Source organism: Actinomadura macrotermitis, from assembly GCF_009604375.1.
Taxonomy (GTDB): domain Bacteria; phylum Actinomycetota; class Actinomycetes; order Streptosporangiales; family Streptosporangiaceae; genus Spirillospora; species Spirillospora macrotermitis.
The window spans coordinates 132,721-154,553 of the sequence record NZ_WEGH01000004.1 but is presented as its reverse complement, the minus strand read 5'-3'; the positions used below and the strand labels follow the sequence as shown (position 1 = coordinate 154,553).

Here is a 21,833-nt window from a genome sequence, read left to right as displayed (position 1 = left end):
GCTGAGAGCGAACGTTGCTGAGGAAACAAATCCGTGCTCCGTTTTCTTGAGTGTGTATGACTCAACTTGAGGTTGGGTCTGTCGATGACTTGGAGCTGAGCATGAGCGAGACCCTGACGCTGCCGGTGCTGCCCCTGGACGAAGGGGTCGTTCTGCCCGGCATGGTCGTTCCGCTGGACCTGTCGGAGAGCAGCGAGGTTCGGGCCGCCATCGAGGCGGCCAAGGCCGGCGCGCAGGTGAAGGGGCCTGGGATCCGGTCCGCCGTGAAGCCGCAGGTGCTGGTCGTGCCGCGGCTGAACGGCCAGTACGCGGCCGTCGGCACGCTGGCGGTCGTGGAGCAGGAGGGCCGGCTGCCCGGCGGCGAGCCCGGCGTGGTCGTGCGCGGCGTGTCGCGGGTGCGCATCGGCACCGGCACCACCGGCCCCGGCGCGGCGCTGTGGGTCGAGGGCGCCGTGGTCGAGGTCCCGGCCCCGAACGGGCGGGTGCAGGAGCTGGCCAAGGAGTACAAGGGCCTGGTCAGCGCGATCCTGCAGAAGCGCGGCGCGTGGCAGGTCGTGGACGTCGTCCAGCAGATCGACGACCCGTCGGTGCTGGCCGACAACTCCGGCTACGCCCCCTACCTGACCGACGAGCAGAAGATCGAGGTGCTGGAGACCGCCGACACCGCCGAGCGGCTCTCCCTCGTCATCGGCTGGACCCGCGACCACCTGGCCGAGCTGGACGTCGCCGAGACGATCCGCAAGGACGTCCAGGAGGGCATGGAGAAGACCCAGCGCGAGTTCCTGCTGCGCCAGCAGCAGGAGGCCATCCGCAAGGAGCTGGCCGAGCTGAACGGCGACCCGGCGGACGAGGAGGACGACTACCGCGCCCGCATCGACGCCGCGAACCTGCCCGAGAAGGTCCGCGAGGCGGCGCTGAAGGAGGTCGACAAGCTGGAGCGGTCGTCCGACGCCTCCCCGGAGGGCGGCTGGATCCGCACCTGGCTGGACACCGTCCTGGACATCCCGTGGAACGAGCGGAGCGAGGACTCCTACGACATCGCGGGCGCCCGCGCCGTCCTGGACGCCGACCACACCGGCCTGGACGACGTCAAGGAGCGCATCGTGGAGTACCTGGCGGTGCGCAAGCGCCGCGAGGACAAGGGCCTCGGCGTCGTCGGCGGCCGCCGCAGCGGCGCCGTGCTGGCGCTGACCGGCCCGCCCGGGGTCGGCAAGACCTCGCTCGGCGAGTCGATCGCGCGCTCGATGGGCCGCGAGTTCGTCCGCGTCGCGCTCGGCGGCGTCCGCGACGAGGCCGAGATCCGCGGCCACCGCCGCACCTACGTCGGCGCGCTGCCCGGCCGGATCGTGCGTGCGATCCGCGAGGCGGGCTCGATGAACCCGGTGGTGCTGCTCGACGAGATCGACAAGGTCGGCGCCGACTACCGCGGCGACCCGACCGCGGCGCTGCTGGAGGTCCTGGACCCCGAGCAGAACCACACCTTCCGGGACCACTACCTGGAGGTGGAGCTGGACCTGTCGGACGTGCTGTTCGTGGCCACCGCCAACGTGGTCGAGGCGATCCCCGGCCCGCTGCTGGACCGCATGGAGCTGGTGCAGCTCGACGGCTACACCGAGGACGAGAAGGTCGCCATCGCCCGCGACCACCTCGCCCCGCGCGAGCTGGAGAAGGCCGGCCTGGACGCCACCGAGGTCGTCTTCGCCGACGAGGCGTTCCGCCGCCTGGCCGCGGAGTACACCCGCGAGGCCGGGGTGCGGTCGCTGGACCGCTCGATCGCCCGCGTCCTGCGCAAGGTCGCGGCGAACGTGGCGCTGGAGAAGGCGACGCTGCCGGTCGCGATCGGCGCGGCCGACCTGAAGGACTACCTCGGCCGGCCCCGGTTCACCCCCGAGGCCGAGCTCAGCAAGTCCGAGCAGCGCACGGCGGTGCCGGGCGTCGCGACGGGCCTGGCGGTCACCGGCGCGGGCGGCGACGTCCTCTACATCGAGGCGTCGCTGGCCGACAAGGAGACCGGCGGCACCGGGGTGACCCTGACCGGGCAGCTCGGCGACGTGATGAAGGAGTCGGCGCAGATCGCGCTCAGCTACCTGCGGTCGCGGGGCGCCGAGCTGGAGCTGCCGGTCGGCGACCTGAAGGACCGCGGCGTGCACGTCCACGTGCCGGCCGGCGCGATCCCCAAGGACGGCCCGTCGGCGGGCATCACGATGACCACCGCGCTCGCCTCGCTCCTGTCGGGCCGTCCGGTCCGCCCGGACGTGGCGATGACCGGTGAGGTGTCGCTGACCGGGCGGGTGCTGCCGATCGGCGGCCTGAAGCAGAAGCTGCTGGCCGCGTCCCGGCTCGGCATCACCACCGCGATCGTGCCGAAGCGCAACGAGCCGGACCTGGAGGACGTGCCGGCCGAGGTCCTGGACGCCATGACGGTGCACACCGTCAGCGACGTCCGCGAGGTCCTCGACCTGGCGCTGGAGCCGGCGACCACCCCGGTCGCCGTCTGACCCCCTCCGCCCGAAGGCCGTCCCCGCGTCATGCGGGGGCGGCCTTCGCCGTTCTCAGGCCAGGCCCGTCAGCAGGCGCTCCAGCCCCCAGCGGAACTGGCCGGTCGACACGTAGGCGGCCATGGTGTCGGCCGCCGCGTGCGTCAGCGGGTAGGCGGCGGGGTCGAGGTGGCCGAAGGCGGCGCGGCGCTCGGCGACGCGGTCGGCCTCGGGCGCGGCCGGGGCGCCCGGGGTGATCTCGGCGGCCTCCAGGGCGATCGCGCCGAGCACGTAGACCATCACGGTGTAGGACGCGCGCGCCGCGTCGCCGGGCTTCAGGCCCGCGTCGCCGAGGGCGTGCAGCATGCGCTCGCCGACGGTCAGCGCGACCGGCCCGGTGAACGGGCCCGCGAGCATCGCCGGGACGGCGCCCGGGTGGCGCAGCAGCACCTCGCGCAGGCCGAGCGCGAACCGGGTCAGCCGCTCCTGCCAGGGCAGGGCCCCGTCGAGCAGGGGCGCGGTGTCGGCCTCGGCGAGCAGGTGGTCGACGAGCGCCGCCACGATCGCCGCCCGGTCCGGGAAGTAGGTGTACAGCGCGCCGGGGGTGAGGCCGACGCGGGACGCGAGCGCGCGCATGGTGAGGGCCGGCAGGCCGCCGGCGTCCACCAGCGCGAGGGCCTCGGCGAGGACGGCGCCGCGGTCGGCGGAGCGTTTCGGGCCGCGGCGGGCGGGGCTTCCCTGATCCATGGCAACAGTGTACGGTGTTTAATGTTGAACAGCGTTCACAGTTTCTGGGAGGTCGTCATGCACGAAAGGTCACTGGCCGCCGCGCTGGCCGGCGGGGTCGTCGCCGCCAACGCCGCGTTCATCGGGCTCGGCTCGGTCTTCGACTACCCGGCGGTCCTGCACCGCCCGGCGGGGGAGGTGCTCGCCCGCTTCGCCGCCGACTCCACCGCGATCAGCGGGTTCTTCCTGCTGCTGGCGCTCGGCGCCGGCCTGCTCATCCCCGCCTCGGTCCTGCTCGGCAGGCGCCTCGGCTCGGCCGCCGTCACCTGCGCCGGCGTGCTGGCCGGGCTCGTCCAGCTCCTCGGGCTGCTGCGGTGGCCGTTCGCGGTGCCCGCCCTCGCCGACGCGCACCCGGCCGACCCACGCACGACCGAGACGGTCTTCACCGCGCTCAACGACTACCTCGGCGTCGCGGTCGGCGAGACCCTCGGCTACCTGTTCACCGCGGCGTGGACGCTGCTGGTGCTGCGCGCCCTGGACGGTGCGCCCCGCTGGTTCACCGGGCTCGGCGCCGTGTCGGCGGCCGCCGTCGCGGCGGGCGCGTTCGGCGCGGCCCAGGTCAACTTCGCCGGCTACCTCGGCTGGAGCGTCTGGATGCTCGCCCTCGCCGTCCTGATCCTGCGCGATCGCGGGCCGGTGCGCATATTCGCCCGGAACGCGGGGACACCCGTCGCGGGTTCGAGCGAGATCTGAGGGAGTGGAACGTGGCGGTGACGGCCGAGATGGAGCACACGGCAGCCGGTGCCGAGGAGAAACCGGCCTGGTACGTCACCGCCCTGCGGGGGCTGGGGGTGCTGGTCGCGCTCGGGGCGCTCGGGGTCTTCTTCTACTTCGCGTTCCGGCTCACGCTGACCCCCGTCCACGACAACGGGCAGGCCGGCGGCAACACCAGCCCCGGCCACTCGCTCCGCTTCTACCTGAACCGGCCCACCAAGGAGGCGCTGCTGCAGGTCGGCGGCAACCTGATGCTGCTCGCCCCGCTCGGCGTGCTGCTGCCGTGGGTCTCGGTGCGGCTGCGCGGCCCGCTCCGGCTGGCCGTGATCGGCGGCCTGGTCTCGCTGGTGATCGAGACCGTGCAGGGCCTGCTGGTGATGGGCCGCGCGTTCGACATCGACGACGTCATCCTCAACACCGCCGGCGTCGTGCTCGCCTACCTGGTCATCGGCCGGAAGACCTCGCGGATGATGCGGGGCCGCCGCCGCTAGCGCGGCGTCAGCCGGAAGACCCGCAGCTCGCGGCCGGAACGCTCGACGTAGCGGTCGTAGACCGGCCAGACGGTCAGCAGCCGCGGCCACACCTCCGCGCGCTCCTCGCCCGTCAGCAGGCGCGCGGTGACGGGGGTGCGCCGGCCGCGGAAGCTGACGGTGGCCTCGGGGTTCTTCAGCAGGTTCCCCGTCCACGCCGGGTGCTTCTCGCGGCCGAAGTTCGAGCCGACCACGACCCACGTGCCGCCGGCCTCGGGCAGGCAGGCGAGCGGCGCCTCGCGCGGCTCGCCGCTCTTGGCGCCGACGGTGGTGAGGACCAGGCTCGGCACCAGCGACTGGCCGAGCAGCACCCGGCCGCCGGTGAGCCGGTGCAGGGCCCGGTCCAGCGGCGGGACGACCTTGGGCCCCACCTTGGGGAACCAGGACGACCCCGCCATCCGCTGGAAGAGCGGCCCGAGGGTGCGCTGGACGAGGGACGGCATCGGCTGCTCCTTGGTGTCGGCGAGACGCCCGGCCTTGCGGGCGTCCAGGTGGCCTGCTTCGACGAGCCAGCGCAGCGCGTCGGCGACGGTCTCCTCGACCGGGCGCAGGGTGAGGCCCAGCGCGTCCAGCGCGGGGCGGTCGTCGGTCGGGACGAGCCGCACCATGAACTCGGCGGCGTCGCGGGTCAGCGGGTAGTCGAACGGGCGGACGCGCTTGACGGCGTCCAGTGCCGACCCGGCGGCGAGCAGCAGCCCGGCGGGCGCGGGCAGCCGGCGGCACTTCACGCCGGTCAGCTCGTCGCACAGGTCGGCGTAGGCGGGCCAGGTCAGGTAGTGGCCGCCGAGCAGCCAGCGCTCGCCTTGCCGCGGCGCGGCCACCGCGCGGGCGAGCGCCTCGGCCAGGTCGCGGACGTCGATCACCGACACACCGCCGCGCGGCGTCGGCCACGCCGTGCCGAGGGCGCCCGCCAGGCCCTCCATCAGCGCGTCCAGCGTCGGCTGGTGCGGGCCGCAGACCCCGCCGGGGTAGACGATGCAGACCGGCGCGCCCTCTTCCTGCAGGCCGCGGACGTAGCGCTCGGCGGCGACCTTGGACCGGCCGTAACCGGTGCGCGGCCGCGCCAGCGCCCCGTCCGCGGTGATGACGGGGGGCCGAGGCGCCCGGAGCCTGCGACGCGCCGAGGTGTTGGGGGTGTCCCCCATGGTGATGACAGGCCCGGCCGGCGGCACGAACACCGCGATCGTGGACACGTGCACCACCGGCGCCAGCCCGGCCGCCACCGCGCCGCCGACCACGTTGCGGGTGCCGGTGACGTTCACCTCGACCAGGTCGCCCGCCGCGCCGGTGACGCCGATCGCGGCGGCGGCGTGGATCGCGGCGTCGCAGCCTTGCAGCGCGCCGGCGACCGTGGTGGGGTCGAGCATGTCGCCCTCGACGAACTCGACCGCGGCCGGATCGGCGCCGATCGCGGTGAGCACCCGGGCGGCCTTGGCGGGGTCGCGGACCAGCGCCCGGGGGGTGTGCCCGGCCGCGAGCAGCGCGCGCACCGTGTAGGAGCCGACGAACCCGGACGCGCCGGTGAGGAAGACCCGCATGGAGTCAAACTAGCGCTTGGTGGGCCGACTGGCACGCCTTTCGGACGGCTACTTATCCCCTCCGGGGGAAGGGCCGGGCGTTGACGGCCCTGGAACGCTCCAGCACACTCGGGGCCCACCCAACCGCCGACCGGGAGGGGACCCATGAGGATCGGACTGGCCGGCGCGGGGCGCATCGGTGCGCGCCACGCCGCCGCCCTGAGCGCGCTGCCCGAGACGGAGACCCTGATCGTCGCCGACGCCGACCCCGCCAGAGCCCACGGCCTGGCCGCCCGCCTCACCGCCGCGGCCGGCGGACACGACCCGGCCCGCGCCCCCGAGCCCGCTTCTCCCGTGCCGGTGCGCGCCGGATCCGCATCTGCCGGGTCCGCGCCCGCCGGCTCCGCCGGATCCACGTCCATCGGGCCCGTGCCCGCCGGGCCGCTCGCCGCCGGAGCCGGGCGGGCCCGGGTCGTCGCGGTCGACGATGTGGCGGAGCTGTTCGGGCAGGTGGACGCCCTGGTCGTCGCCGCCGCGACGGACGCGCACGCGGATCTGGTGCGGCGGGGCGTCGCGGCCGCGATTCCCGTCTTCTGCGAGAAGCCGCTCGCCGCGGACCTCGATGGAACGTTCCACATCATGGCGGCGGCGGCGGCCGATGCCGGAGTGCCGGTGCAGGTCGGGTTCCAGCGGCGCTTCGACGCCGGGTACGTCGCGGCGCGCGAGGCCGTGGCGTCCGGGCGGCTCGGGCGCCTGCACACGCTGCGCTCCTGCGGCCTGGACCCGGCCCCGCCGCCGGCCGCCTACGTCCCGACGTCGGGCGGGCTGTTCCGCGACTGCCTGATCCACGACCTGGACTCCGTCCGGTACGTGACGGGCCGGAGCGTGGTGCAGGTGATGGCCGTCGGCGCGAACCTCGGCGACGCGGTGTTCCGCGAGTGCGGCGACGTCGACACCGGCGCCGCCCTGCTCGTGCTGGACGACGGCGCGCTCTGCCTCCTCGCCGCGACCCGCTACAACGCCGCCGGCTACGACGTGCGGCTGGAGCTGTTCGGCTCCCGCGACAGCGTCGTGGCGGGCCTGGACGAGCGGACGCCCGTCACGCCCCTGCCCGGCGGCGGGCCCGCCGCGTCCCCCTACACCGGGTTCCTGGACCGGTTCGCCGCCGCCTACGACGCCGAGCTGCGCGCGTTCGTCGAGGTCGCGGCGGGGGAGCGGCCCAACCCGTGCCCCCCGGAGGAGGCGCTGGAGGCGTTCTACCTCGCCGAGGCGTGCGAGCTGGCGCGGCGCGAGGGACGCGCCGTCGACCCCCGTGAGGTGCGGCGCTGAGGCCCGGACGCGCCCGTATGTGATCTCCTAGGGTCGGCCATTTCTTCGGGGGAGAACGGAGAAGGACCGATGCGAGGCTTGTTCAAGGGCGCGCCGATCGCGGCGGCCGTGCTCGCCGGGGCGCTGGCGCTCGGCGGGTGCAGCAGTTCGGGCGGCAAGAAGGCCGAGGAGAAGGCGACCGGGGACGGCGGTCCCCGGCTGAAGGTCGCGATGGTGACGCACTCGGGACCCGGCGACACGTTCTGGGACATCGTCCAGAAGGGGGCGAAGGCGGCCGCGGCCAAGGACAACGTCGACCTGCTCTATTCGGCCGACCCCGACGGCGGCAAGCAGGCCCAGCTGGTGCAGACCGCGATCGACCAGAAGGTCGACGGCATCATCGTCACCCTCGCCAAGCCCGACGCGCTGAAGGACGTCCTCGGCAAGGCCGCCGCCGCGAAGATCCCGGTCGTGTCGATCAACTCGGGCGCGGAGGTGTCGGCCAAGCTCGGCGCGCTGGTGCACTTCGGGCAGGACGAGTCCGTCGCGGGCGAGGCCGCCGGCAAGGAGCTGGCCCGCATCGGCAGCAGGAACGCGCTCTGCGTGGTGCACGAGCAGGGCAACGTCGGGCTGGAGAGCCGCTGCGCCGGGGCGCGCAAGACCTTCGGCGGCAAGCTGCAGAACCTGTACGTGCCGGGCACCGACATGCCGCAGGTGAAGTCGGCCGTCACCGCCAAGCTGCAGGCCGACAAGTCCATCGACGGGCTGCTGACGCTCGGCGCGCCGTTCGCCGCGACCGCCGTCGACGCCGCCAAGGACGCCGGCAGCACGGCCAAGGTCGCCACCTTCGACATGAACAAGGACCTGATCGCCTCGATCAAGTCCGGCGCGATCTGGTTCGCCGTCGACCAGCAGCCCTACCTGCAGGGCTACGAGGCCGTCGACGAGCTGTGGCTGTTCAAGCGCAACGGCAACGTCCTCGGCGGCGGCCGCCCGGTGCTGACCGGCCCGGCGATCGTCACCAAGGACAACGCCGCGTCCCTGGCGGAGTTCGCGAACCGGGGCACCCGCTGATGGCGCAGGCCGTCACCGCGGGACCGGCCGGCGACGAGCGCCTCGCCCGGCGCTCGCCGCTGCGCCGGCTGCTCGGCCGCCCCGAGCTCGGCGCGCTGCTCGGGGCCGTCGCGCTGTTCGTGTTCTTCTCCGTCGTCGCCGACGCGTTCCTGCAGGCGAGCTCGTTCTCGACGGTGCTGTACGCCAGCTCGACGTTCGGCATCATGGCGGTCGGGGTGTCGCTGCTGATGATCGGCGGCGAGTTCGACCTGTCCGCCGGGGTGATGGTGACCAGCAGCGCGCTGATCGCCGCGCTGACCTCCTACCAGCTCACGCTGAACGTGTGGGCGGGCGTGGCGATCTCGCTGGTGCTGACGCTCGCGCTCGGCTTCCTCAACGGGCTGCTGTACGTGAAGACCGGACTGCCGAGCTTCATCGTCACGCTCGCGACGTTCTTCATGCTGGCGGGCGCGAACCTCGGCGTGACCAAGGCGGTGACCGGCAACGTCGCGTCCGACTCGGTCCGGGACATGGACGGGTTCGCCGCCGCCCGGAAGGTGTTCGCCTCGCAGGTCGACATCGGCGGTGTCAGCGTCACGGTCACGGTGTTCTGGTGGCTGCTCTTCGTCGCCGTCGCGACCTGGCTGCTGCTGCGCACCCGCGCCGGGAACTGGGTCTTCGCGGCGGGCGGCGCGGCGGACGCGGCCCGCGCCGTCGGCGTCCCGGTCGCCCGCACCAAGATCGCACTGTTCATGGGGGTGGCGTTCTGCGCCTGGTTCCTCGGCATGCACCTGCTGTTCGCGTTCGCCAGCGTGCAGTCGGGCGAGGGCGTCGGCAACGAGTTCTACTACATCATCTGCGCGGTGATCGGCGGCTGCCTGCTGACCGGCGGCTACGGCTCGGCGGCCGGCGCCGCGATCGGCGCGTTCATCTTCGGCATGACGAACAAGGGCATCGTGTACGCCGAGTGGAACCCCGACTGGTTCAAGTTCTTCCTCGGCGCGATGCTGCTCCTGGCGACCGTGGTGAACCTGCTGGTGCGGCGGCGGGTGGCGCGGTGAGCGGGCTGATCAGGCTGGCCGGCGTCGGCAAGGACTACGGCAACGTCATCGCGCTGCGCGACGTCTCCCTGGAGGTGGGCGAGGGGGAGGTGGTGTGCGTGCTCGGCGACAACGGCGCCGGCAAGTCCACCCTCATCAAGATCATCGCGGGGCTGCACCGGCACGACGCGGGCACCTACGAGGTGCAGGGCGAGCCCGTGGCGTTCTCCTCCCCCCGCGACGCCCTGGACCGCGGCATCGCCACCGTCTACCAGGACCTGGCCGTCGTGCCGCTGATGCCGGTCTGGCGCAACTTCTTCCTCGGCTCGGAGAAGCGCAAGGGCCCCGGCCGCCTGGACATCGGGTCCATGCGGCGCGCCACCCGCGACGAGCTGCTCGCCATGGGCATCGACCTGCGCGACGTCGACCAGCCGATCGGCACCCTGTCGGGCGGCGAGCGCCAGTGCGTCGCGATCGCCCGCGCGGTGTACTTCGGCGCCAAGGTCCTCGTCCTGGACGAGCCGACGGCCGCGCTCGGCGTCAAGCAGGCCGGGGTGGTGCTGCGCTACATCGTGCAGGCCCGCGCGCGGGGCCTCGGCGTCGTGTTCATCACCCACAACCCGCACCACGCCTACCCCGTCGGCGACCGGTTCCTGATCCTCAAGCGGGGCCGGGCCGTCGCCTACCACGCCAAGGACGACATCACCCGCGACGAGCTGACCGCGCTCATGGCGGGCGGCACCGAGCTGGAGGAGCTGGCGCACGAGCTCGGCACCGTCGCGTCGGACGCGGGCGGGGAGATGGCCGCCGAGGCCCGCCGGCTGGGGCTGCCGGACGGCGAGTAGCGCGGCGGCGGCGAGGCCACGGCCCGGGGTCTCGCCGCCGGCCTACTCCAATGCGGTGCGGATCTCGCGGGCGGCGAACGCCACGTCCTCGTGCGGGTGGGCGCGCAGGTCCCGCAGCAGCGCGCGCCACTCCGCCGGCCACCCCGCCCGCTCCCCGTGCTCGCCCGCCAGCGCGCACGCGAACAGGCCCCCGGTGAGGTCGCCGCGCGCCGCGAGCCGGGCCGCGTGCGGGAGCGCCAGGGCCGGGTCGGGGCGGGGGCCGAGGTGCGGCCCGGACCAGGCGAGGGCGGCCGCGACGTGCCGGACGGCCAGCACGCCGCCGAACCGGCGGCCGGCCAGGGCGTCCACGGCCGGCCCGGCGGACGGGTCGTCCCAGCGCAGCGCCGCGGCGGCCAGCCGGCCGGCGAGCGGCTCGGGCAGCCGCCCCTCCAGCGCGCGGACGACGCGCGCCGCGCCGCGCGGATCCCGGTGCGACAGCGCCGCGACCTGGTCGGCCAGGGCCGCCAGGCGCTGCTCGGCGGGGCGGTCGCGCTCGGCGCCGGCGTCGGGCAGCGCGGGCGCGGCGGCCAGCCGGGAGGCGGCGGCGGCCAGGTCGTCCGCGCCGTGCCCGCCGGCCACGCAGGCGACGAGGGCGTGCAGCGCCTCCCGCCAGTTCGCGCAGTCCAGGTCGGCGGCGAGCCCGGCGGGCACGGCGGTGACGTCCGGCGCCCAGGGCGCCCACGGGCCGAGGGCCGGGATCGCGGCGGCCTGCGCCTCGGGGTCGGTGGAGCGGGCGACGCGCACGATCAGCGCGGCGTAGCCGGGGCGGAGCCGCTCGGGCAGGCTCAGCGGGTGCGTGCCGAGGACGTGCCGGGCCACGTCGCGCGGCCCGGCGGCGGCCTCGGCCAGGATCCGCGCGGCCACGGGGTCGGCCAGGCGCGGCCGGAGCGCCGAGGCGATCGCGCCCCGCACGTCGCGGTGCTGGTCCGGCGCGTCCCAGGCGGCGGCGAGGACCGCCACGGCGTCCGGGACGCGCTCGCGCAGCAGGATGCGCAGCGCCTCCTTGCGCGCGGTGATCTTCCCGTCGGCGATGACCGGCGCGAGCACGGCGGACAGGGCGGACGGCGCGGCGTACCGGGCGGCGCGCGCCGCCGCGTACAGCGCGACGTGCGCGTCGTCGGACGAGGCATGGGACAGCAGCAGCGGCAGCGCGTCCTGCGGGCGGGACGTCCAGGGCATGGCGGTCAGCGCGGCGCGGCGCAGCACGTCGTACTTCAGGTGGCGCTCCAGGTCCGCGACGCCGGCGCCGGGGACCCCCGCGATGAGGTGCACGGCCTGGACGCGCTCGTGCTCGCGGGAGCCGGCGTCGCCCGCGAGGCGCCGCAGCAGGAGCAGATAGCGGCGGTGCTGCGCCGCCGTCCAGCGGCGCATCCAGGACGGCTGCGCCAGAGGGACGACGGGCGCCCGGAACCGGCCCTCGTGCGGTGCGCCCGTCAGGGCCAGGTGCAGCAGGTCGGTGCGTTCGGAGGCGACGGCCGCGAACACCTCGGGCAGGGCGATGGTGGAGGCGTCCCCGGCCAGTACGCGCGCCACCCGCTCGCCGCGCGGGCCGGGCGGGGCGAGCCAGAGCGCGGCGGCCCGCCGGACGGTGGCGTCCTCGCGGGCCGACAGCGCCGCCTCCAGCGCGTCCTGCACGACCGGCAGGCGGTGCGCGCGGCGGCCGAGGGCGGCGGCGAGGTCGAGCGCGAGGCGGTGGTCGCCGCGGCGGCGCCCGGCCTCCAGGCGCGGCGCCATCAGCGCGGCCAGCTCGTGCTCCTGCCCGCGCCGCAGCGTCCTTTCCAGCCGGCCGAGCGAGACGGACTCGGCGACCTTGGCGTAGGTGTCCAGGCCGAACGCGAGCAGGTCGCCGTCGGAGCGCGCGGCGCCCTGGCGGCAGAACAGCGCGGCGAGGGCGGCGAGCGCGGAGCGGGTCGCGTAGGAGCAGTCGCGGGCGCCCAGCGCGTCGTCGGTGAACTGCGCGACCAGCACGGCGTGGTCGGCGTTCAGCAGGCCGGGCGGGATGCGCGCGAGCGCGCCGAGCGCGGCCGAGCGGACCGGGTCCTGCTCGTTGCGCAGGCGGCCGAGCGTCTCCAGCAGCCGGGTCAGCACGCGCGGGTCGCGGGCCCGGCCGGCGCAGGCGATCAGCAGCCGGTAGCCGGTGGCGCGCTCGTCGGCGTCGGGGCGGCGGGCGAGGTCGCCGAGGACGGGCAGCGCCTCGTCGTAGGGGAGGAACGCGGTCGTCTCCCAGGTGCGGCGCGGGCTGGTCGCGATCCGGCGGAGGCCGAGCATCCGGCGCGCCTCGCGGACGCGCACGGCGGCGGGGAGGACGTCCAGGAGGGCGTCGCCGAACACGGCCGTGGCCAGGTCCCGGCCGTCCGTGGCGAGGGCGAAGACGCGTTCGCGGCGGCTCGGCGGGAACGCGCGGAGCAGCAGCCGCAGCGCCTGCTCGTCGTCGCGGACGGCGCGGGCCAGGGCGGCGACGTCGTCGTCGCCGAACGCGGCGACCCGGTCGCGGATGGCGCGGCGGGCGAGCACCGTGCGCAGGCCCGGCAGCCGTCCGGGGTCGAGCAGCAGGCGCAGCGTCCGGTCGCGGTCGGCGTCGAGCAGCAGGCCGATCCGGCGTTTCAGCGCGTGCGGGAACGGGCCCGTCCGCCAGTACCGCTCCAGCAGGCCGAGGACCCGCTCCGGCGCGTGCGGCGCGGCCGCCGCGAGGCCGGGGCCGTAGCGGGACCACCAGGCAGGCAGCGCGCTCTCGGGCAGTTCCGCCAGCGTGCCCTCGGCGTGGTCGAGGACCGGGCCGGGATGGGCGCGGCCGAGCGTCCGCCAGTTCGGGACGGCGTCCGCGAGGCCGGGGAGGCGGCGCCGGACGGTGTCCTCGCCGCACGCGGGCAGCAGCGCGGCCGCCTCGGCCGCGCCCCAGCGCTCGCCGGTCCGTTCGATGAGCGCCTCGGCGAGGCCGGCCCGGTGCCACTTGCGGACCGCCTGGTAGAAGGCGCGGCGCAGCGCGGACGGGGCGTCGTCCCCGAGCCCGGGGTCCAGGCCGTACCGGACGGCCAAGTGGACCGCGGTGGCGGCGAGGCCTGCGTCGGGATCGTGCGCGGCGCGGGCGATGTGCGCCAGCGACGCCTCGTCGCGCACGGACGCCGCGACGGACAGGGCGAGGGAGCGCTCGTAGTGGCCGCGCCCGTTCAGGTCGTCCAGCAGGGCCGCGACGTCGCGCAGCGCGGCGAGCCGGCGGCGGCGCTCGCGGTGCGGCAGCGGCTCGACCTCGGCGAGCAGGGCGTCGGCCGTCACGTCCAGGCGGCCTTCTTCAAGATCTCGTCGAGACCGGGGGTGTTCCACTCGTCCACAATAAGGATCTTGGAGTCGGGCAGGTACCAGAGCCGCTGCACGAACGACACCGCCGGCCGGTTCTGGTTGTCGGCGCAGACCAGCCGCCACTCGAAGTACTGCGCCTGGTGCGCCCCGACCGGGCGGAGCTCGTTCTTGAGCCGCTTGTACTCGCTGCCGGGGGTCACCGCGAGCTGGTGGTACTTGGCCGGAGCGGGCGGGCAGACGTGCGAGGGGTCGGTGCCGGGGATGAAAGGGTACTTCGGGTCATAGGACTGGATGGAGCGGTTCTCCGAGGGCCGGATCCAGTCGTTGCCGAGAACAGCGAAACCGGCGCATTGGGTCGTGTACTCGTACTTGTCCTGGAAGTCGGTCAGTTGACGGTCCTTCGCCGCGGCCGGGCAGGTGGGCGCCAGATCGACGCGGTAACTGCCGGTCAGGGCCTTGTCCTCCCTGCTCCAGTCGCGCAGCCGCTTCACCTTCCACCCGATCGGCCCGGCGGTGCGGAATTTGCCGAATACGAGCGGCGCGGCCGGGGGAGCGGACGACACGGCGGCGGGCCGCTTGCGGGGCGCGTCGGGCCTGGTGGCCGCGTACACGCCGTAGCCGCCCGCCGCCGTCGCGCCGACGACGGCCGCGCCCGCGACGGCGATCCCGGCCTTGGTGCCGAGGACGGCGAGAACCCCCGAACCGCCCGCGCCACCGGCGGCGGCACCCGGTGCCAGCCCCGCGGCGAGCGGGAACAACGCGGCGAGCGCGACGGCCGACCCGGCCAGGGCGCGGACACCGCGCGACTCCCAGTCCGCCCCGTAGGCGCCGCGGGCCAGCTCCTCCAGCTCGCCGACGAACGCCGCGGCACCCGCCGGCCGGCCCGCCGGATCCTTGGCCATGCCGCGCTCGACCAGCGGCCGCAGCACACCGGGCACCCGCTCGACCGGGACGGGCCGGTTCAGGTGCCCGTCGCGCACATCGCCGGTGTAAGGCCGCTCCCCGGTGACCGACTCGTAGAAGACGCAGGTCGCGGCGTACACGTCGGTCGCGGGGCTCGCGGGTTCGCCGCGCCACTGCTCGGGCGCCATGTAGACCGGAGTGCCGGAGCGGGACGCGGCGCCGTCCAGGGTGGCGACGCCGAAGTCGATGAGCTTGCTGTTGCCGTCCGCCGGGACGATCACGTTGGCCGGCTTGTAGTCCCGGTGCACCACGCCCGCGGCGTGCGCGGCGGCCAGCCCGCGCAGCGACCCCTTCAGCACGGCCAGCGCCGCCTCGGGCTCAAGGGTGCCGTACCGGCCGAGGATCTCCTTGAAGGAGACGCCGTCCACGGCCTCCATCACGATCGCCAGGCCCTGCTCGCTCTCCACCAGCCGGTACAACCGCGCCACATGCGGATCGCGCACCTGCCCGAGCAGCCGCGCCTCGCGCCGGAACATCTCCCGCGCCGCCTCCGGCGCCCCCGCCGCCAGGTACTTGATCGCGACCGGGGTGCCCCGCACGGCGTGCCGGGCCAGCACCACCCGCCCCTGCGCGCCCCGGCCGAGCTCCCTGACCTCGTCGAATCCAGCGACCCGCCACTCCGCCACCACGGCTCCCCTCAAGATCCCGAAAGTGGGACGCGGCGGCCCTGGGGAAGGTTGGTCCTCCCGGCACTGCTCTACTTTGTAAAGGCAGTCGGCGGTCAGCGCCGGCGGTGGTGGTGCGGCGGGGGCTGGGCGCGCAGCCGCAGGCGCTGGATGTTGACGAGGAAGGCGTGCACCGGCGGGACCAGCGTCATCACGATCAGGAACGTCATCGCCGCGACCGGGTTGCCGTTCGGCCCCAGTTCGGAGTCCGGGGTGGTGACGATCACGACCAGCATCGCGATCGTCAGCGCCAGGTAGGCCAGCGCCGTGGCGAGCCAGACGCGGTGGCGGTGCCGGATGCCGATGTACAGGAACGCCGCCCACGGCAGCATCCCGATGGAGAACGTCGGCAGCACCCACAGGCTGTGCAGCAGGTGCCAGCCGACGCCGAGCCGCTGCTGCTGCACTGGGTGGTGGCCGGTGTAGGGGAGAGGTTGCGGGATCGGCGGCGGGAATCCCGGCGGGGGCGGCACGGCGGTCATGGGCGGGACGGTGGTCACCGGCGGCAGGGTCCGGGCCGACGCGCCGGCGGGCAGCGCCGTGACGTCCAGGCGCGGCGGCGGGACGGTCAGCGCCCGGGCGCCGGCGGCGTGCGGCAGCAGCCGCGCGCGCACCTCCTCGGCCCCGGTGGGCCGTTGCGCCGGGTCCTTGGCGAGCATCTGCAGGATCAGCCGTTCCAGGTCGACCGGGACGTCGGCGCGGCCGATCGGTTCGGGTGCGCGCTCCAGGTGCTGGTAGCCGAGCGAATGCGGGGAGACGCCGCTGAACACCCGGCGTCCGGCGAGCATCTCGTACAGCACGCAGCCGAGGGCGTACAGGTCGGTGCGGGGGCCGACCGGCTCGCCGCGCACCTGCTCAGGCGACATGTAGGCGACGGTGCCGAGCGCCGCCCCGGTCTGGGTGATCTTGGTGTCGGTGTCGAGCACCGAGGCGATGCCGAAGTCCAGCACCTTGACGGTGCCGTCCGGGGTGACCATGAGGTTCTGCGGCTTGATGTCGCGGTGCACCAGCCCGCGCGCGTGCGCGTGGGCGAGCACCGCGCAGATCTGCACCCCGGCGGCGGCGGCCGTCCCGGCCGGGAGCGGCCCCTCCTCGGCCACCAGCGCGTCGACGGTGCGCCCCTCCACCAGGTCCATGACCAGGTAGAGGCCGCCCTCGTAGATGCCGGTGTCGTGCACCGCGGGCACGCCCGGGTGGGAGAACCCCGAGGTCACCGAGACCTCCCGGGAGAAGCGGCGGATGAGCTCGGCGGGGTCGCTGCGGCCGGCGATGGTCTCGTGGGTGAGCAGCTTGACCGCCACCCGCCCGCCGGTCCGCCGGTCGGCGGCGGCCCACACCTGCCCCATCCCGCCGCGGCCGAGCTGGGCCGTCAGTTCGTAGCGCCCGCCGAGGAGCCCGTGGACCATGGCGCCGCGTCTCCCGTCCCCGTGTCCGATCACTGGTTCAGGCGACCGTACCGCAGCGCCCCGGCGGATTCCGGCCGGTGACGTTTCCGCCGGGAGACGCCGGGCCGGTGAACATCCTGTTGCGAAGCCCAGTCAATTGCGGCGGACCCGTGGGGCCGTCACCATCTGTTCCGATGGTGGTGCTCCATATTCAGGAGGCCACAGGGAAGCCCGCCGGTCATATTGATGTCCGGCGGGCTTTCCATTCTCGGCTCAGGTCGCGGTGGCCGCCTCAGTCAATTGCAGAGGCCAGGGGGCGCCGTAACACTGTTTTTCGACGGTGGTGCTCGATTGGCCGGGTGCCGCGAAGAGAGGAGGGACGATGTCGGCACAGATCTTTCCGGATGTGGAAAAGCTCGTCGGGGACCGGTTGCGGGCGCGCCCCGAGCTGGCCGGGGTGGCGATCGGGCCGCTGCCCCCGGCGGGCACGGACGGCACCGTGCCCGCGGTGGTGCTGATCCGCGACGGCGGCTCGTACCGCGAGGACGAGGTCATCGATGACGCCCAGCTGCGGATCGAGACCTACGGACCGGATCTGCCGGCGGCGCACGCGCTGATCCTCAAGGTCCGGGCACTGCTCGCCGACCTTCCCGAGGCCGACCTGCCGGGGGTCGTCGTCTCCGATGTCTCCGAGGAGGGGGGAGTGCGCGGACTGCGGCGGCTCACCGATCGCAACCGACCGGCGTTCACGCGCTACGTCCTCAACGTACGTCTGCTCATCCGATTCAAGTAAGCGAGGGAAAAACGATGGCTGGAATTAATGCGACCGAGATCCGCGTTGCCGGCAACGGCCGGGTGCTGATTGCTCCGAAGAACACCGATATGGCTCTTCCCGGCACTGCCGTCACCGCTGCGTGGAAGGATCTGGGTTACACCACCAACGACGGCATCAAGCTCACCAAGAAGGACAAGATCGACCCGGTCGACGCCTGGCAGACCTCGGCCGCGGTGCGTTTCATTCAGACCGACCGCGACCTGACGGTGAAGTTCCAGCTGCTCCAGGTCAATGCCGACACCCTTCCGTTCGTGATGGGTTCCGGCACCAACGCGCTGACCCCGGACGCGGCCGGCATCATCCGGTACGACATCGACGCGGCGCCGGTGGCGGCCGAGTTCGCGCTGGGCGTGGAGTTCGTGGACGGCGGCACCGTCACCCGGTTCTACGTGCCCCGCGCGGTGGTGACCGAGATGGACGAGGTCCAGTTCGTCAAGTCCAGCCCGGTCAAGCTGGGCGTCACCATCAACGCCATCGCCACCGACAGCACGCCCGCCAAGCCGCTGGCGAGCTGGATGGCCAAGTGATGGCCCGCTACAACGTCAACGCCGTCCGGGCCCAGCGGCTGGAGGCGCTCGGCGAGCGGTGGGAGTTCGAGTTCGAGGGCGAGGTCTACTCGCTGCCGAGCGAGCTTCCGCACACGGTGGTGCAGCGGCTCGGTGAGCTCGACTCCTCCGATGTGGCGGGCATGCTGGAGCTCCTGCTCGGCGCGGAGCAGTACGAGCGCTTCCGCCGGCACGAGGCCAGCGTGCAGGACGTCCAGGCCCTGATCGAGGCGTACGGGGAGGAGTCGGGGATGTTCGCGGGGGAATCCTCGGCCTCGACGAGCTCCTGACCGAGCACGCCGAGGCGATCGAGGCGGACCTTCTCCGGTTCTACGGCGTGGACCTTCTCGATTACCACCGCGGCACGCTGTCCGCGCGGCGGGTGCGGGTGCTGGTCCAGCACCTGCCGCGCGACAGTGCGTTCGTCCAGGAGCTGCAGGGCGAAGAGGCCCAGTGGGGCCTGGGCGAGCATCTGATGGCGAGTGCGGTGGATCAGCTGGCGATCGGCAACTGGTTGTTCACGGCGGCGCACACCGCCGAGCACGACACGGTTCCCGATCCTCCGGTCCCGCTGCCCCGGCCAGGGATGGACGAGGACCCGGAGGAGGACCCGGTGACGGACGGAACGGACATCGCGGCCTTCTTCAGCGGGCTGTGAACGAGAGTCCGTCCACCATGCCCCACGAGGACCGATGACGGCTTCCTGCCCGCTCAGGACGGGTCGCCCGACTCGGTGGCGGCGGCGTGGATCTGGCGCTGGACGCCTTCCCAGCGCTCGACCCGCCGCCGCCTGCCGTGCCGCTCGGGCGGCGGCGGGTCCGTCTCCAGCGCGAGCACGATCACTCTCAGGCCGCCGGCGATGTCCAGCACGGCCGAATCGAACAGCTCGTGCTCGGCCAGCTCGTCCCGCACGCGTTTGGGCAGCCGTGCGGCCCATTCCCCGCTCGGCGGCTCGGAAGGTGAGGCGTCCAGCTGCCGTGGCTGCTCCCCGGCCTCGAGCACCTCGAAGGAGCCGGGGGCCCAGCCGAGCGCCCGCTCGACCAACGGCCATTTGGTGGGCCGGCCGCCGATCCGGCCGGCCTCGATGTTGCGGACCGTCGTCTCCGACACACCGGCGGCTACGGCCAGGTCGCTTTGGCGCAGGCCGAGCTGGACACGGCGGGTGGCCACCGCGGCGCCCACGTGTGCGTGACTTTGCAAGGACATCGCTTCATTCTGTCGGAGCCGAGCGTCAGTATGCCGCTCCTTCGGCAGGCCGGCGAGTGAAGTCTGGGCGTGGTGACGTTGCTGATCAACGACGTGGCGGCCGATCGGTTTACCGCCGAGACGAGATCGTTAAGTGAAGATGATCACTGCAAACCGTCAAGTTTTTACTCGCCATGACCGCACCTTGTTGACATTATCTGGCGTCATGAAACGTCAACTTCTGGTTCATGTAGATGGGGTGGCGCTGCGCGCCCTGCGCCGCGGCCATGCGCTCAGGCAGGCCGATCTAGCTGCACTCGCGGGCATCGACACCTCGTACCTGTCCATGCTGGAGACCGGGCGCCGGACACGTGCCTCATTGCCGGTGGTGGACGCTCTGGCGGAAGCGTTGGCGGTCGATAAATCGTCAATAACCATCAACTAACGACAACTCTGTGCGTACTTCGAAGGAATGAACATGCAGATGTTCCACAGTCGCCCGGCGAAGGCCCGCTGATGCCGGCGCTTCTCGAGCAGGCCGCTCTCGCGGTCGGGCTGGTCGTACTGGTGTCGATGGCCCTTGTCTCCGGCCTGGCCGTACTCGAGGTCGTCATCGAGGAGGTGCGCGCCGGCGGCCCCCGCCCGCGCCGGTCCGTCCACGGCAGGAAGGGAGAACGGTGATGCTCACCACCGAGCAGTCCTGGCACCCCGGCGCACGGTGCCGTGACGCCGATCCGGAACTGTTCTTCGCCAAGGCGGCCGAGCGCGCCGCCATCGCCAGTGCCAAGCGCATCTGCGCCGGGTGCCCGGTGCGCGAGCAGTGCCTGTCACAGGCGCTGGAGGACGAGTCGCTCGAAGGCATCTGGGGCGGCACCACCGAACGCGAGCGGACGGCCGCCCGCCTGCGCCTCCGCCTCACCACGTTCCGCCGCTCGGCCTGACGCACGGCGACCAGGCGTGACCGCAGCACGCCTGGTCGGCCCGATCCATCGAGGAGCCCCATGTCCGCCTGCCCAGGCCCTTGCAACCGCCGTCGCTCCGGCGACGAGCCCGGCCGTCCCACCGAGGGCGAGCCGATCTGGTGCCGCCGTTGCGCGTCGCTGGTCCGCAAGCGGCTCGCCGAACTCGACGACCTCGCCGCCCGCACGGGCGCCGCGCTCGACCAGCGCCGCAACGGCCCGGCCGAGCGGGTGTCGGGCTCCCGGTCCCGCCCCTCTCCCTCGTCCGCCGTCGACGACCTGGACGAGCTGCTGCACACCCTGCTGGGCTGGGAGGACGCCTACCGGGAGACGCGCCGCTTCGCCCCGCGGCCGCGGCGAGGCCGCTACGCCCCGACCCTGGCGGCCTGCATCGCCTGGCTCGGCGCCCACGTGGACGGCCTGCTCGTCTTCCCGGGCGCGGCCGATTTCGGTCACGAGGTGCTGAGCCTGCACCGCCGGCTCTCCGCCCGCGTGGCGCCGGCCGCCCCGCCCCGCCGCCCGTGCCCGCCCTGCCCCGAATGCGATCTGCTGACGGTGAAGTACGACGACACCACCGACACGGCCCGCTGCCGCGCCTGCGGCTGGACCGGCGTACCCGCCCCCGCCGCCGGGCGCCGCGCCTCATGAGCGGCGACCTGTCCCGCACCTACCTGTCGATCCCGCAGGCCGGCGAACGCGTCGGTGTCGGCGCCTCGACCATCCGCCAGTGGATCCACCGCGGCCACCTGCCGGCCGTGCGCATCGGCCGCCGCGTCTTCGTCCGCGAACTGGACCTGCTGAAGGCCGAACGCGCCACCCGCCACCGCGGCGGCACCCGCCGTACGGCTTGAAGCCAGGGGTGGACGCTCCAAGATTCCCCGACTCCTGTCCGCAGCAGTGCGCCGCGATCGGCGCCGGCTGCTTCACGGTGAGCGGTTCCTGTAGGACGCCCCCGCAAGGGCGATTCTTTTCGAAAGGAAGTTGCCGATATGGGGAAATATGTTACCGAAGAAGAGCTTGAAGGGAAAATTCAGAAGTGGGCCGACAGGAAGGGGTATGAGCCAAAAGAAAAAGAGAAGACCCTGCAGCAGCAGTTCAAGGAGTGGGGTGCGAAGAATTATGAGATCGACCTGCAGAAAAAGGTCAAGCAGTGGAGTGAGACTGCCGTAACCCTTAAATGGGAGACGGTCAAGGCGACCGAGCTGAGCGCCTTCAAGGGTGAGGCTACGGGCATCAAGCCCGAACTGCTTCTCGCTGCCGTGGCCGTCGGGATGGCCAGCTTCGACTTCAAGTTCCTCAAAGCCGACTTTGCCGTCCTTGATTACACGGATCGACTCAAGAGGTACGCGCTCACCTCGCGCAACGATCCGGAAGAGCTGAGAAATCGCGCTCGAACGAGCATTGATAAAAACCGTAACAGAGAAAAGGAGATCAAGAATTACGAAAAAATAATCAGGGAAAATCCCGATACGAAGGCCGCGATTGAGGCGGCTAAAGAAATAGAGAAGCTCAGGGTCAAGATCGAGTCCGAAGAGAGGAAAATAGATAAATATACAAAGAGAATCGCAAAAGTCAGAGTTGATGCCGAGGCCACGGAAGATGCTCTGGAAAGCCTCGAAAATAGCGCATTCAATGCGGAGAAAGCGTTCCGGCGACTTTCCGGGTAAGGCCTATCGTATAGAAGAGGATT

Annotated in this window: 23 protein-coding genes; 17 read left to right on the top strand and 6 right to left on the bottom strand. The window is 73.1% G+C overall.

What is annotated here, in order from left to right; genetic code table 11:
* Positions 1-101: 101 nt before the first annotated feature.
* Positions 102-2,498 carry an endopeptidase La gene (lon, locus tag ACRB68_RS29290; protein ID WP_153538241.1) on the top strand — a complete coding sequence of 799 codons (2,397 nt, stop codon included), beginning with the start codon at positions 102-104 and terminating at the stop codon, positions 2,496-2,498.
* Between the two features lie 54 nt (positions 2,499-2,552).
* On the opposite strand, the gene ACRB68_RS29285 is transcribed toward lon, so the two are convergent.
* Complete coding sequence (locus tag ACRB68_RS29285) at positions 2,553-3,224, bottom strand: TetR/AcrR family transcriptional regulator (RefSeq protein WP_153538239.1); 672 nt, start codon at positions 3,222-3,224, stop codon at positions 2,553-2,555.
* A 57-nt stretch (positions 3,225-3,281) separates the two neighbouring features.
* Between ACRB68_RS29285 and ACRB68_RS29280 the strand changes: the two genes are divergently transcribed.
* On the top strand, positions 3,282-3,956 hold the full coding sequence (locus tag ACRB68_RS29280) for a DUF4386 family protein (protein ID WP_153538237.1): 675 nt from the start codon (positions 3,282-3,284) through the stop codon (positions 3,954-3,956).
* 11 nt (positions 3,957-3,967) lie between these two features.
* On the top strand, positions 3,968-4,468 hold the full coding sequence (locus tag ACRB68_RS29275) for a VanZ family protein (protein WP_328594929.1): 501 nt from the start codon (positions 3,968-3,970) through the stop codon (positions 4,466-4,468).
* Here ACRB68_RS29275 and ACRB68_RS29270 read toward each other — a convergent pair.
* Entirely contained in the window at positions 4,465-6,045 is a 1,581-nt protein-coding gene (locus tag ACRB68_RS29270) for a nitroreductase family deazaflavin-dependent oxidoreductase (RefSeq protein ID WP_153538235.1), read from the bottom strand. The genes ACRB68_RS29275 and ACRB68_RS29270 overlap by 4 nt on opposite strands.
* 144 nt (positions 6,046-6,189) lie before the next feature.
* Between ACRB68_RS29270 and ACRB68_RS29265 the strand changes: the two genes are divergently transcribed.
* The 4 genes from ACRB68_RS29265 to ACRB68_RS29250 all read left to right on the top strand — a co-directional run bounded on the left by ACRB68_RS29265 (position 6,190) and on the right by ACRB68_RS29250 (position 10,270).
* Entirely contained in the window at positions 6,190-7,353 is a 1,164-nt protein-coding gene (locus ACRB68_RS29265; RefSeq protein WP_153538233.1) for a Gfo/Idh/MocA family protein, read from the top strand.
* 69 nt (positions 7,354-7,422) lie between these two features.
* Positions 7,423-8,406, top strand: a complete 984-nt coding sequence (locus ACRB68_RS29260; protein ID WP_153538231.1) for a sugar ABC transporter substrate-binding protein — start codon at positions 7,423-7,425, stop codon at positions 8,404-8,406.
* On the top strand, positions 8,406-9,446 hold the full coding sequence (locus tag ACRB68_RS29255) for an ABC transporter permease (RefSeq protein ID WP_153538229.1): 1,041 nt from the start codon (positions 8,406-8,408) through the stop codon (positions 9,444-9,446). The genes ACRB68_RS29260 and ACRB68_RS29255 overlap by 1 nt, the downstream gene beginning before the upstream one ends.
* On the top strand, positions 9,443-10,270 hold the full coding sequence (locus ACRB68_RS29250) for an ATP-binding cassette domain-containing protein (RefSeq protein WP_328594928.1): 828 nt from the start codon (positions 9,443-9,445) through the stop codon (positions 10,268-10,270). The genes ACRB68_RS29255 and ACRB68_RS29250 overlap by 4 nt, the downstream gene beginning before the upstream one ends.
* Positions 10,271-10,312: 42 nt before the next feature.
* Here ACRB68_RS29250 and ACRB68_RS29245 read toward each other — a convergent pair whose 3' ends face one another.
* The 3 genes from ACRB68_RS29245 to ACRB68_RS29235 form a co-directional block, all read right to left on the bottom strand.
* Complete coding sequence (locus tag ACRB68_RS29245; protein WP_153538227.1) at positions 10,313-13,582, bottom strand: hypothetical protein; 3,270 nt, start codon at positions 13,580-13,582, stop codon at positions 10,313-10,315.
* Entirely contained in the window at positions 13,579-15,195 is a 1,617-nt protein-coding gene (locus tag ACRB68_RS29240; protein WP_207709856.1) for a serine/threonine-protein kinase, read from the bottom strand. Before ACRB68_RS29240 ends, ACRB68_RS29245 begins: the two co-directional genes overlap by 4 nt.
* Positions 15,196-15,290: 95 nt before the next feature.
* The gene (locus ACRB68_RS29235) at positions 15,291-16,640 is read right to left on the bottom strand and encodes a serine/threonine-protein kinase (RefSeq protein ID WP_153538223.1); all 1,350 of its coding nucleotides are present in this window, start codon (positions 16,638-16,640) and stop codon (positions 15,291-15,293) included.
* 361 nt (positions 16,641-17,001) lie between these two features.
* Here ACRB68_RS29235 and ACRB68_RS29230 point away from each other — a divergent pair, with 361 nt between their 5' ends.
* Genes ACRB68_RS29230 through ACRB68_RS29215 form a run of 4 tightly spaced genes read left to right on the top strand, consistent with a single transcriptional unit; the run spans position 17,002 to position 18,657 of the window.
* On the top strand, positions 17,002-17,412 hold the full coding sequence (locus ACRB68_RS29230) for a DUF3168 domain-containing protein (RefSeq protein WP_153538221.1): 411 nt from the start codon (positions 17,002-17,004) through the stop codon (positions 17,410-17,412).
* Positions 17,413-17,426: 14 nt separating this feature from the next.
* Complete coding sequence (locus ACRB68_RS29225; RefSeq protein WP_153538219.1) at positions 17,427-17,981, top strand: phage tail tube protein; 555 nt, start codon at positions 17,427-17,429, stop codon at positions 17,979-17,981.
* Entirely contained in the window at positions 17,981-18,289 is a 309-nt protein-coding gene (locus tag ACRB68_RS29220; RefSeq protein ID WP_153538217.1) for a hypothetical protein, read from the top strand. Before ACRB68_RS29225 ends, ACRB68_RS29220 begins: the two co-directional genes overlap by 1 nt.
* Before the next feature lie 47 nt (positions 18,290-18,336).
* The gene (locus ACRB68_RS29215; protein WP_207709854.1) at positions 18,337-18,657 is read left to right on the top strand and encodes a hypothetical protein; all 321 of its coding nucleotides are present in this window, start codon (positions 18,337-18,339) and stop codon (positions 18,655-18,657) included.
* 53 nt (positions 18,658-18,710) lie between these two features.
* Here ACRB68_RS29215 and ACRB68_RS29210 read toward each other — a convergent pair whose 3' ends face one another.
* Positions 18,711-19,205, bottom strand: coding sequence for a helix-turn-helix domain-containing protein (locus ACRB68_RS29210; RefSeq protein WP_153538213.1), 495 nt, complete (start codon positions 19,203-19,205; stop codon positions 18,711-18,713).
* A 139-nt stretch (positions 19,206-19,344) separates the two neighbouring features.
* Here ACRB68_RS29210 and ACRB68_RS29205 point away from each other — a divergent pair, with 139 nt between their 5' ends.
* The 6 genes from ACRB68_RS29205 to ACRB68_RS29180 all read left to right on the top strand — a co-directional run bounded on the left by ACRB68_RS29205 (position 19,345) and on the right by ACRB68_RS29180 (position 21,810).
* Entirely contained in the window at positions 19,345-19,629 is a 285-nt protein-coding gene (locus ACRB68_RS29205; RefSeq protein ID WP_235960496.1) for a helix-turn-helix domain-containing protein, read from the top strand.
* Between the two features lie 71 nt (positions 19,630-19,700).
* Entirely contained in the window at positions 19,701-19,865 is a 165-nt protein-coding gene (locus ACRB68_RS29200) for a hypothetical protein (protein WP_153538209.1), read from the top strand.
* Positions 19,865-20,125, top strand: coding sequence for a WhiB family transcriptional regulator (locus tag ACRB68_RS29195; protein ID WP_153538207.1), 261 nt, complete (start codon positions 19,865-19,867; stop codon positions 20,123-20,125). Before ACRB68_RS29200 ends, ACRB68_RS29195 begins: the two co-directional genes overlap by 1 nt.
* A 60-nt stretch (positions 20,126-20,185) precedes the next feature.
* Positions 20,186-20,791, top strand: coding sequence for a hypothetical protein (locus ACRB68_RS29190; RefSeq protein ID WP_153538206.1), 606 nt, complete (start codon positions 20,186-20,188; stop codon positions 20,789-20,791).
* Positions 20,788-20,994, top strand: coding sequence for a helix-turn-helix domain-containing protein (locus ACRB68_RS29185; RefSeq protein ID WP_194293504.1), 207 nt, complete (start codon positions 20,788-20,790; stop codon positions 20,992-20,994). Before ACRB68_RS29190 ends, ACRB68_RS29185 begins: the two co-directional genes overlap by 4 nt.
* A gap of 138 nt (positions 20,995-21,132) precedes the next feature.
* The gene (locus tag ACRB68_RS29180; RefSeq protein WP_153538202.1) at positions 21,133-21,810 is read left to right on the top strand and encodes a hypothetical protein; all 678 of its coding nucleotides are present in this window, start codon (positions 21,133-21,135) and stop codon (positions 21,808-21,810) included.
* Positions 21,811-21,833 lie beyond the last annotated feature (23 nt).

Excerpts from the sequence above, each read along its gene's own strand:
- lon (WP_153538241.1), top strand. The coding sequence starts at position 102 with ATGAGCGAGACCCTGACGCTGCCGGTGCTGCCCCTGGACGAAGGGGTC.
- ACRB68_RS29285 (WP_153538239.1), bottom strand. The coding sequence starts at position 3,224 with ATGGATCAGGGAAGCCCCGCCCGCCGCGGCCCGAAACGCTCCGCCGAC.
- ACRB68_RS29280 (WP_153538237.1), top strand. The coding sequence starts at position 3,282 with ATGCACGAAAGGTCACTGGCCGCCGCGCTGGCCGGCGGGGTCGTCGCC.
- ACRB68_RS29270 (WP_153538235.1), bottom strand. The coding sequence starts at position 6,045 with ATGCGGGTCTTCCTCACCGGCGCGTCCGGGTTCGTCGGCTCCTACACG.
- ACRB68_RS29265 (WP_153538233.1), top strand. The coding sequence starts at position 6,190 with ATGAGGATCGGACTGGCCGGCGCGGGGCGCATCGGTGCGCGCCACGCC.
- ACRB68_RS29260 (WP_153538231.1), top strand. The coding sequence starts at position 7,423 with ATGCGAGGCTTGTTCAAGGGCGCGCCGATCGCGGCGGCCGTGCTCGCC.
- ACRB68_RS29255 (WP_153538229.1), top strand. The coding sequence starts at position 8,406 with ATGGCGCAGGCCGTCACCGCGGGACCGGCCGGCGACGAGCGCCTCGCC.
- ACRB68_RS29235 (WP_153538223.1), bottom strand. The coding sequence starts at position 16,640 with ATGGTCCACGGGCTCCTCGGCGGGCGCTACGAACTGACGGCCCAGCTC.
- ACRB68_RS29230 (WP_153538221.1), top strand. The coding sequence starts at position 17,002 with ATGTCGGCACAGATCTTTCCGGATGTGGAAAAGCTCGTCGGGGACCGG.
- ACRB68_RS29225 (WP_153538219.1), top strand. The coding sequence starts at position 17,427 with ATGGCTGGAATTAATGCGACCGAGATCCGCGTTGCCGGCAACGGCCGG.
- ACRB68_RS29220 (WP_153538217.1), top strand. The coding sequence starts at position 17,981 with ATGGCCCGCTACAACGTCAACGCCGTCCGGGCCCAGCGGCTGGAGGCG.
- ACRB68_RS29210 (WP_153538213.1), bottom strand. The coding sequence starts at position 19,205 with ATGTCCTTGCAAAGTCACGCACACGTGGGCGCCGCGGTGGCCACCCGC.
- ACRB68_RS29205 (WP_235960496.1), top strand. The coding sequence starts at position 19,345 with ATGATCACTGCAAACCGTCAAGTTTTTACTCGCCATGACCGCACCTTG.
- ACRB68_RS29200 (WP_153538209.1), top strand. The coding sequence starts at position 19,701 with ATGCCGGCGCTTCTCGAGCAGGCCGCTCTCGCGGTCGGGCTGGTCGTA.
- ACRB68_RS29195 (WP_153538207.1), top strand. The coding sequence starts at position 19,865 with ATGCTCACCACCGAGCAGTCCTGGCACCCCGGCGCACGGTGCCGTGAC.
- ACRB68_RS29190 (WP_153538206.1), top strand. The coding sequence starts at position 20,186 with ATGTCCGCCTGCCCAGGCCCTTGCAACCGCCGTCGCTCCGGCGACGAG.
- ACRB68_RS29185 (WP_194293504.1), top strand. The coding sequence starts at position 20,788 with ATGAGCGGCGACCTGTCCCGCACCTACCTGTCGATCCCGCAGGCCGGC.
- ACRB68_RS29180 (WP_153538202.1), top strand. The coding sequence starts at position 21,133 with ATGGGGAAATATGTTACCGAAGAAGAGCTTGAAGGGAAAATTCAGAAG.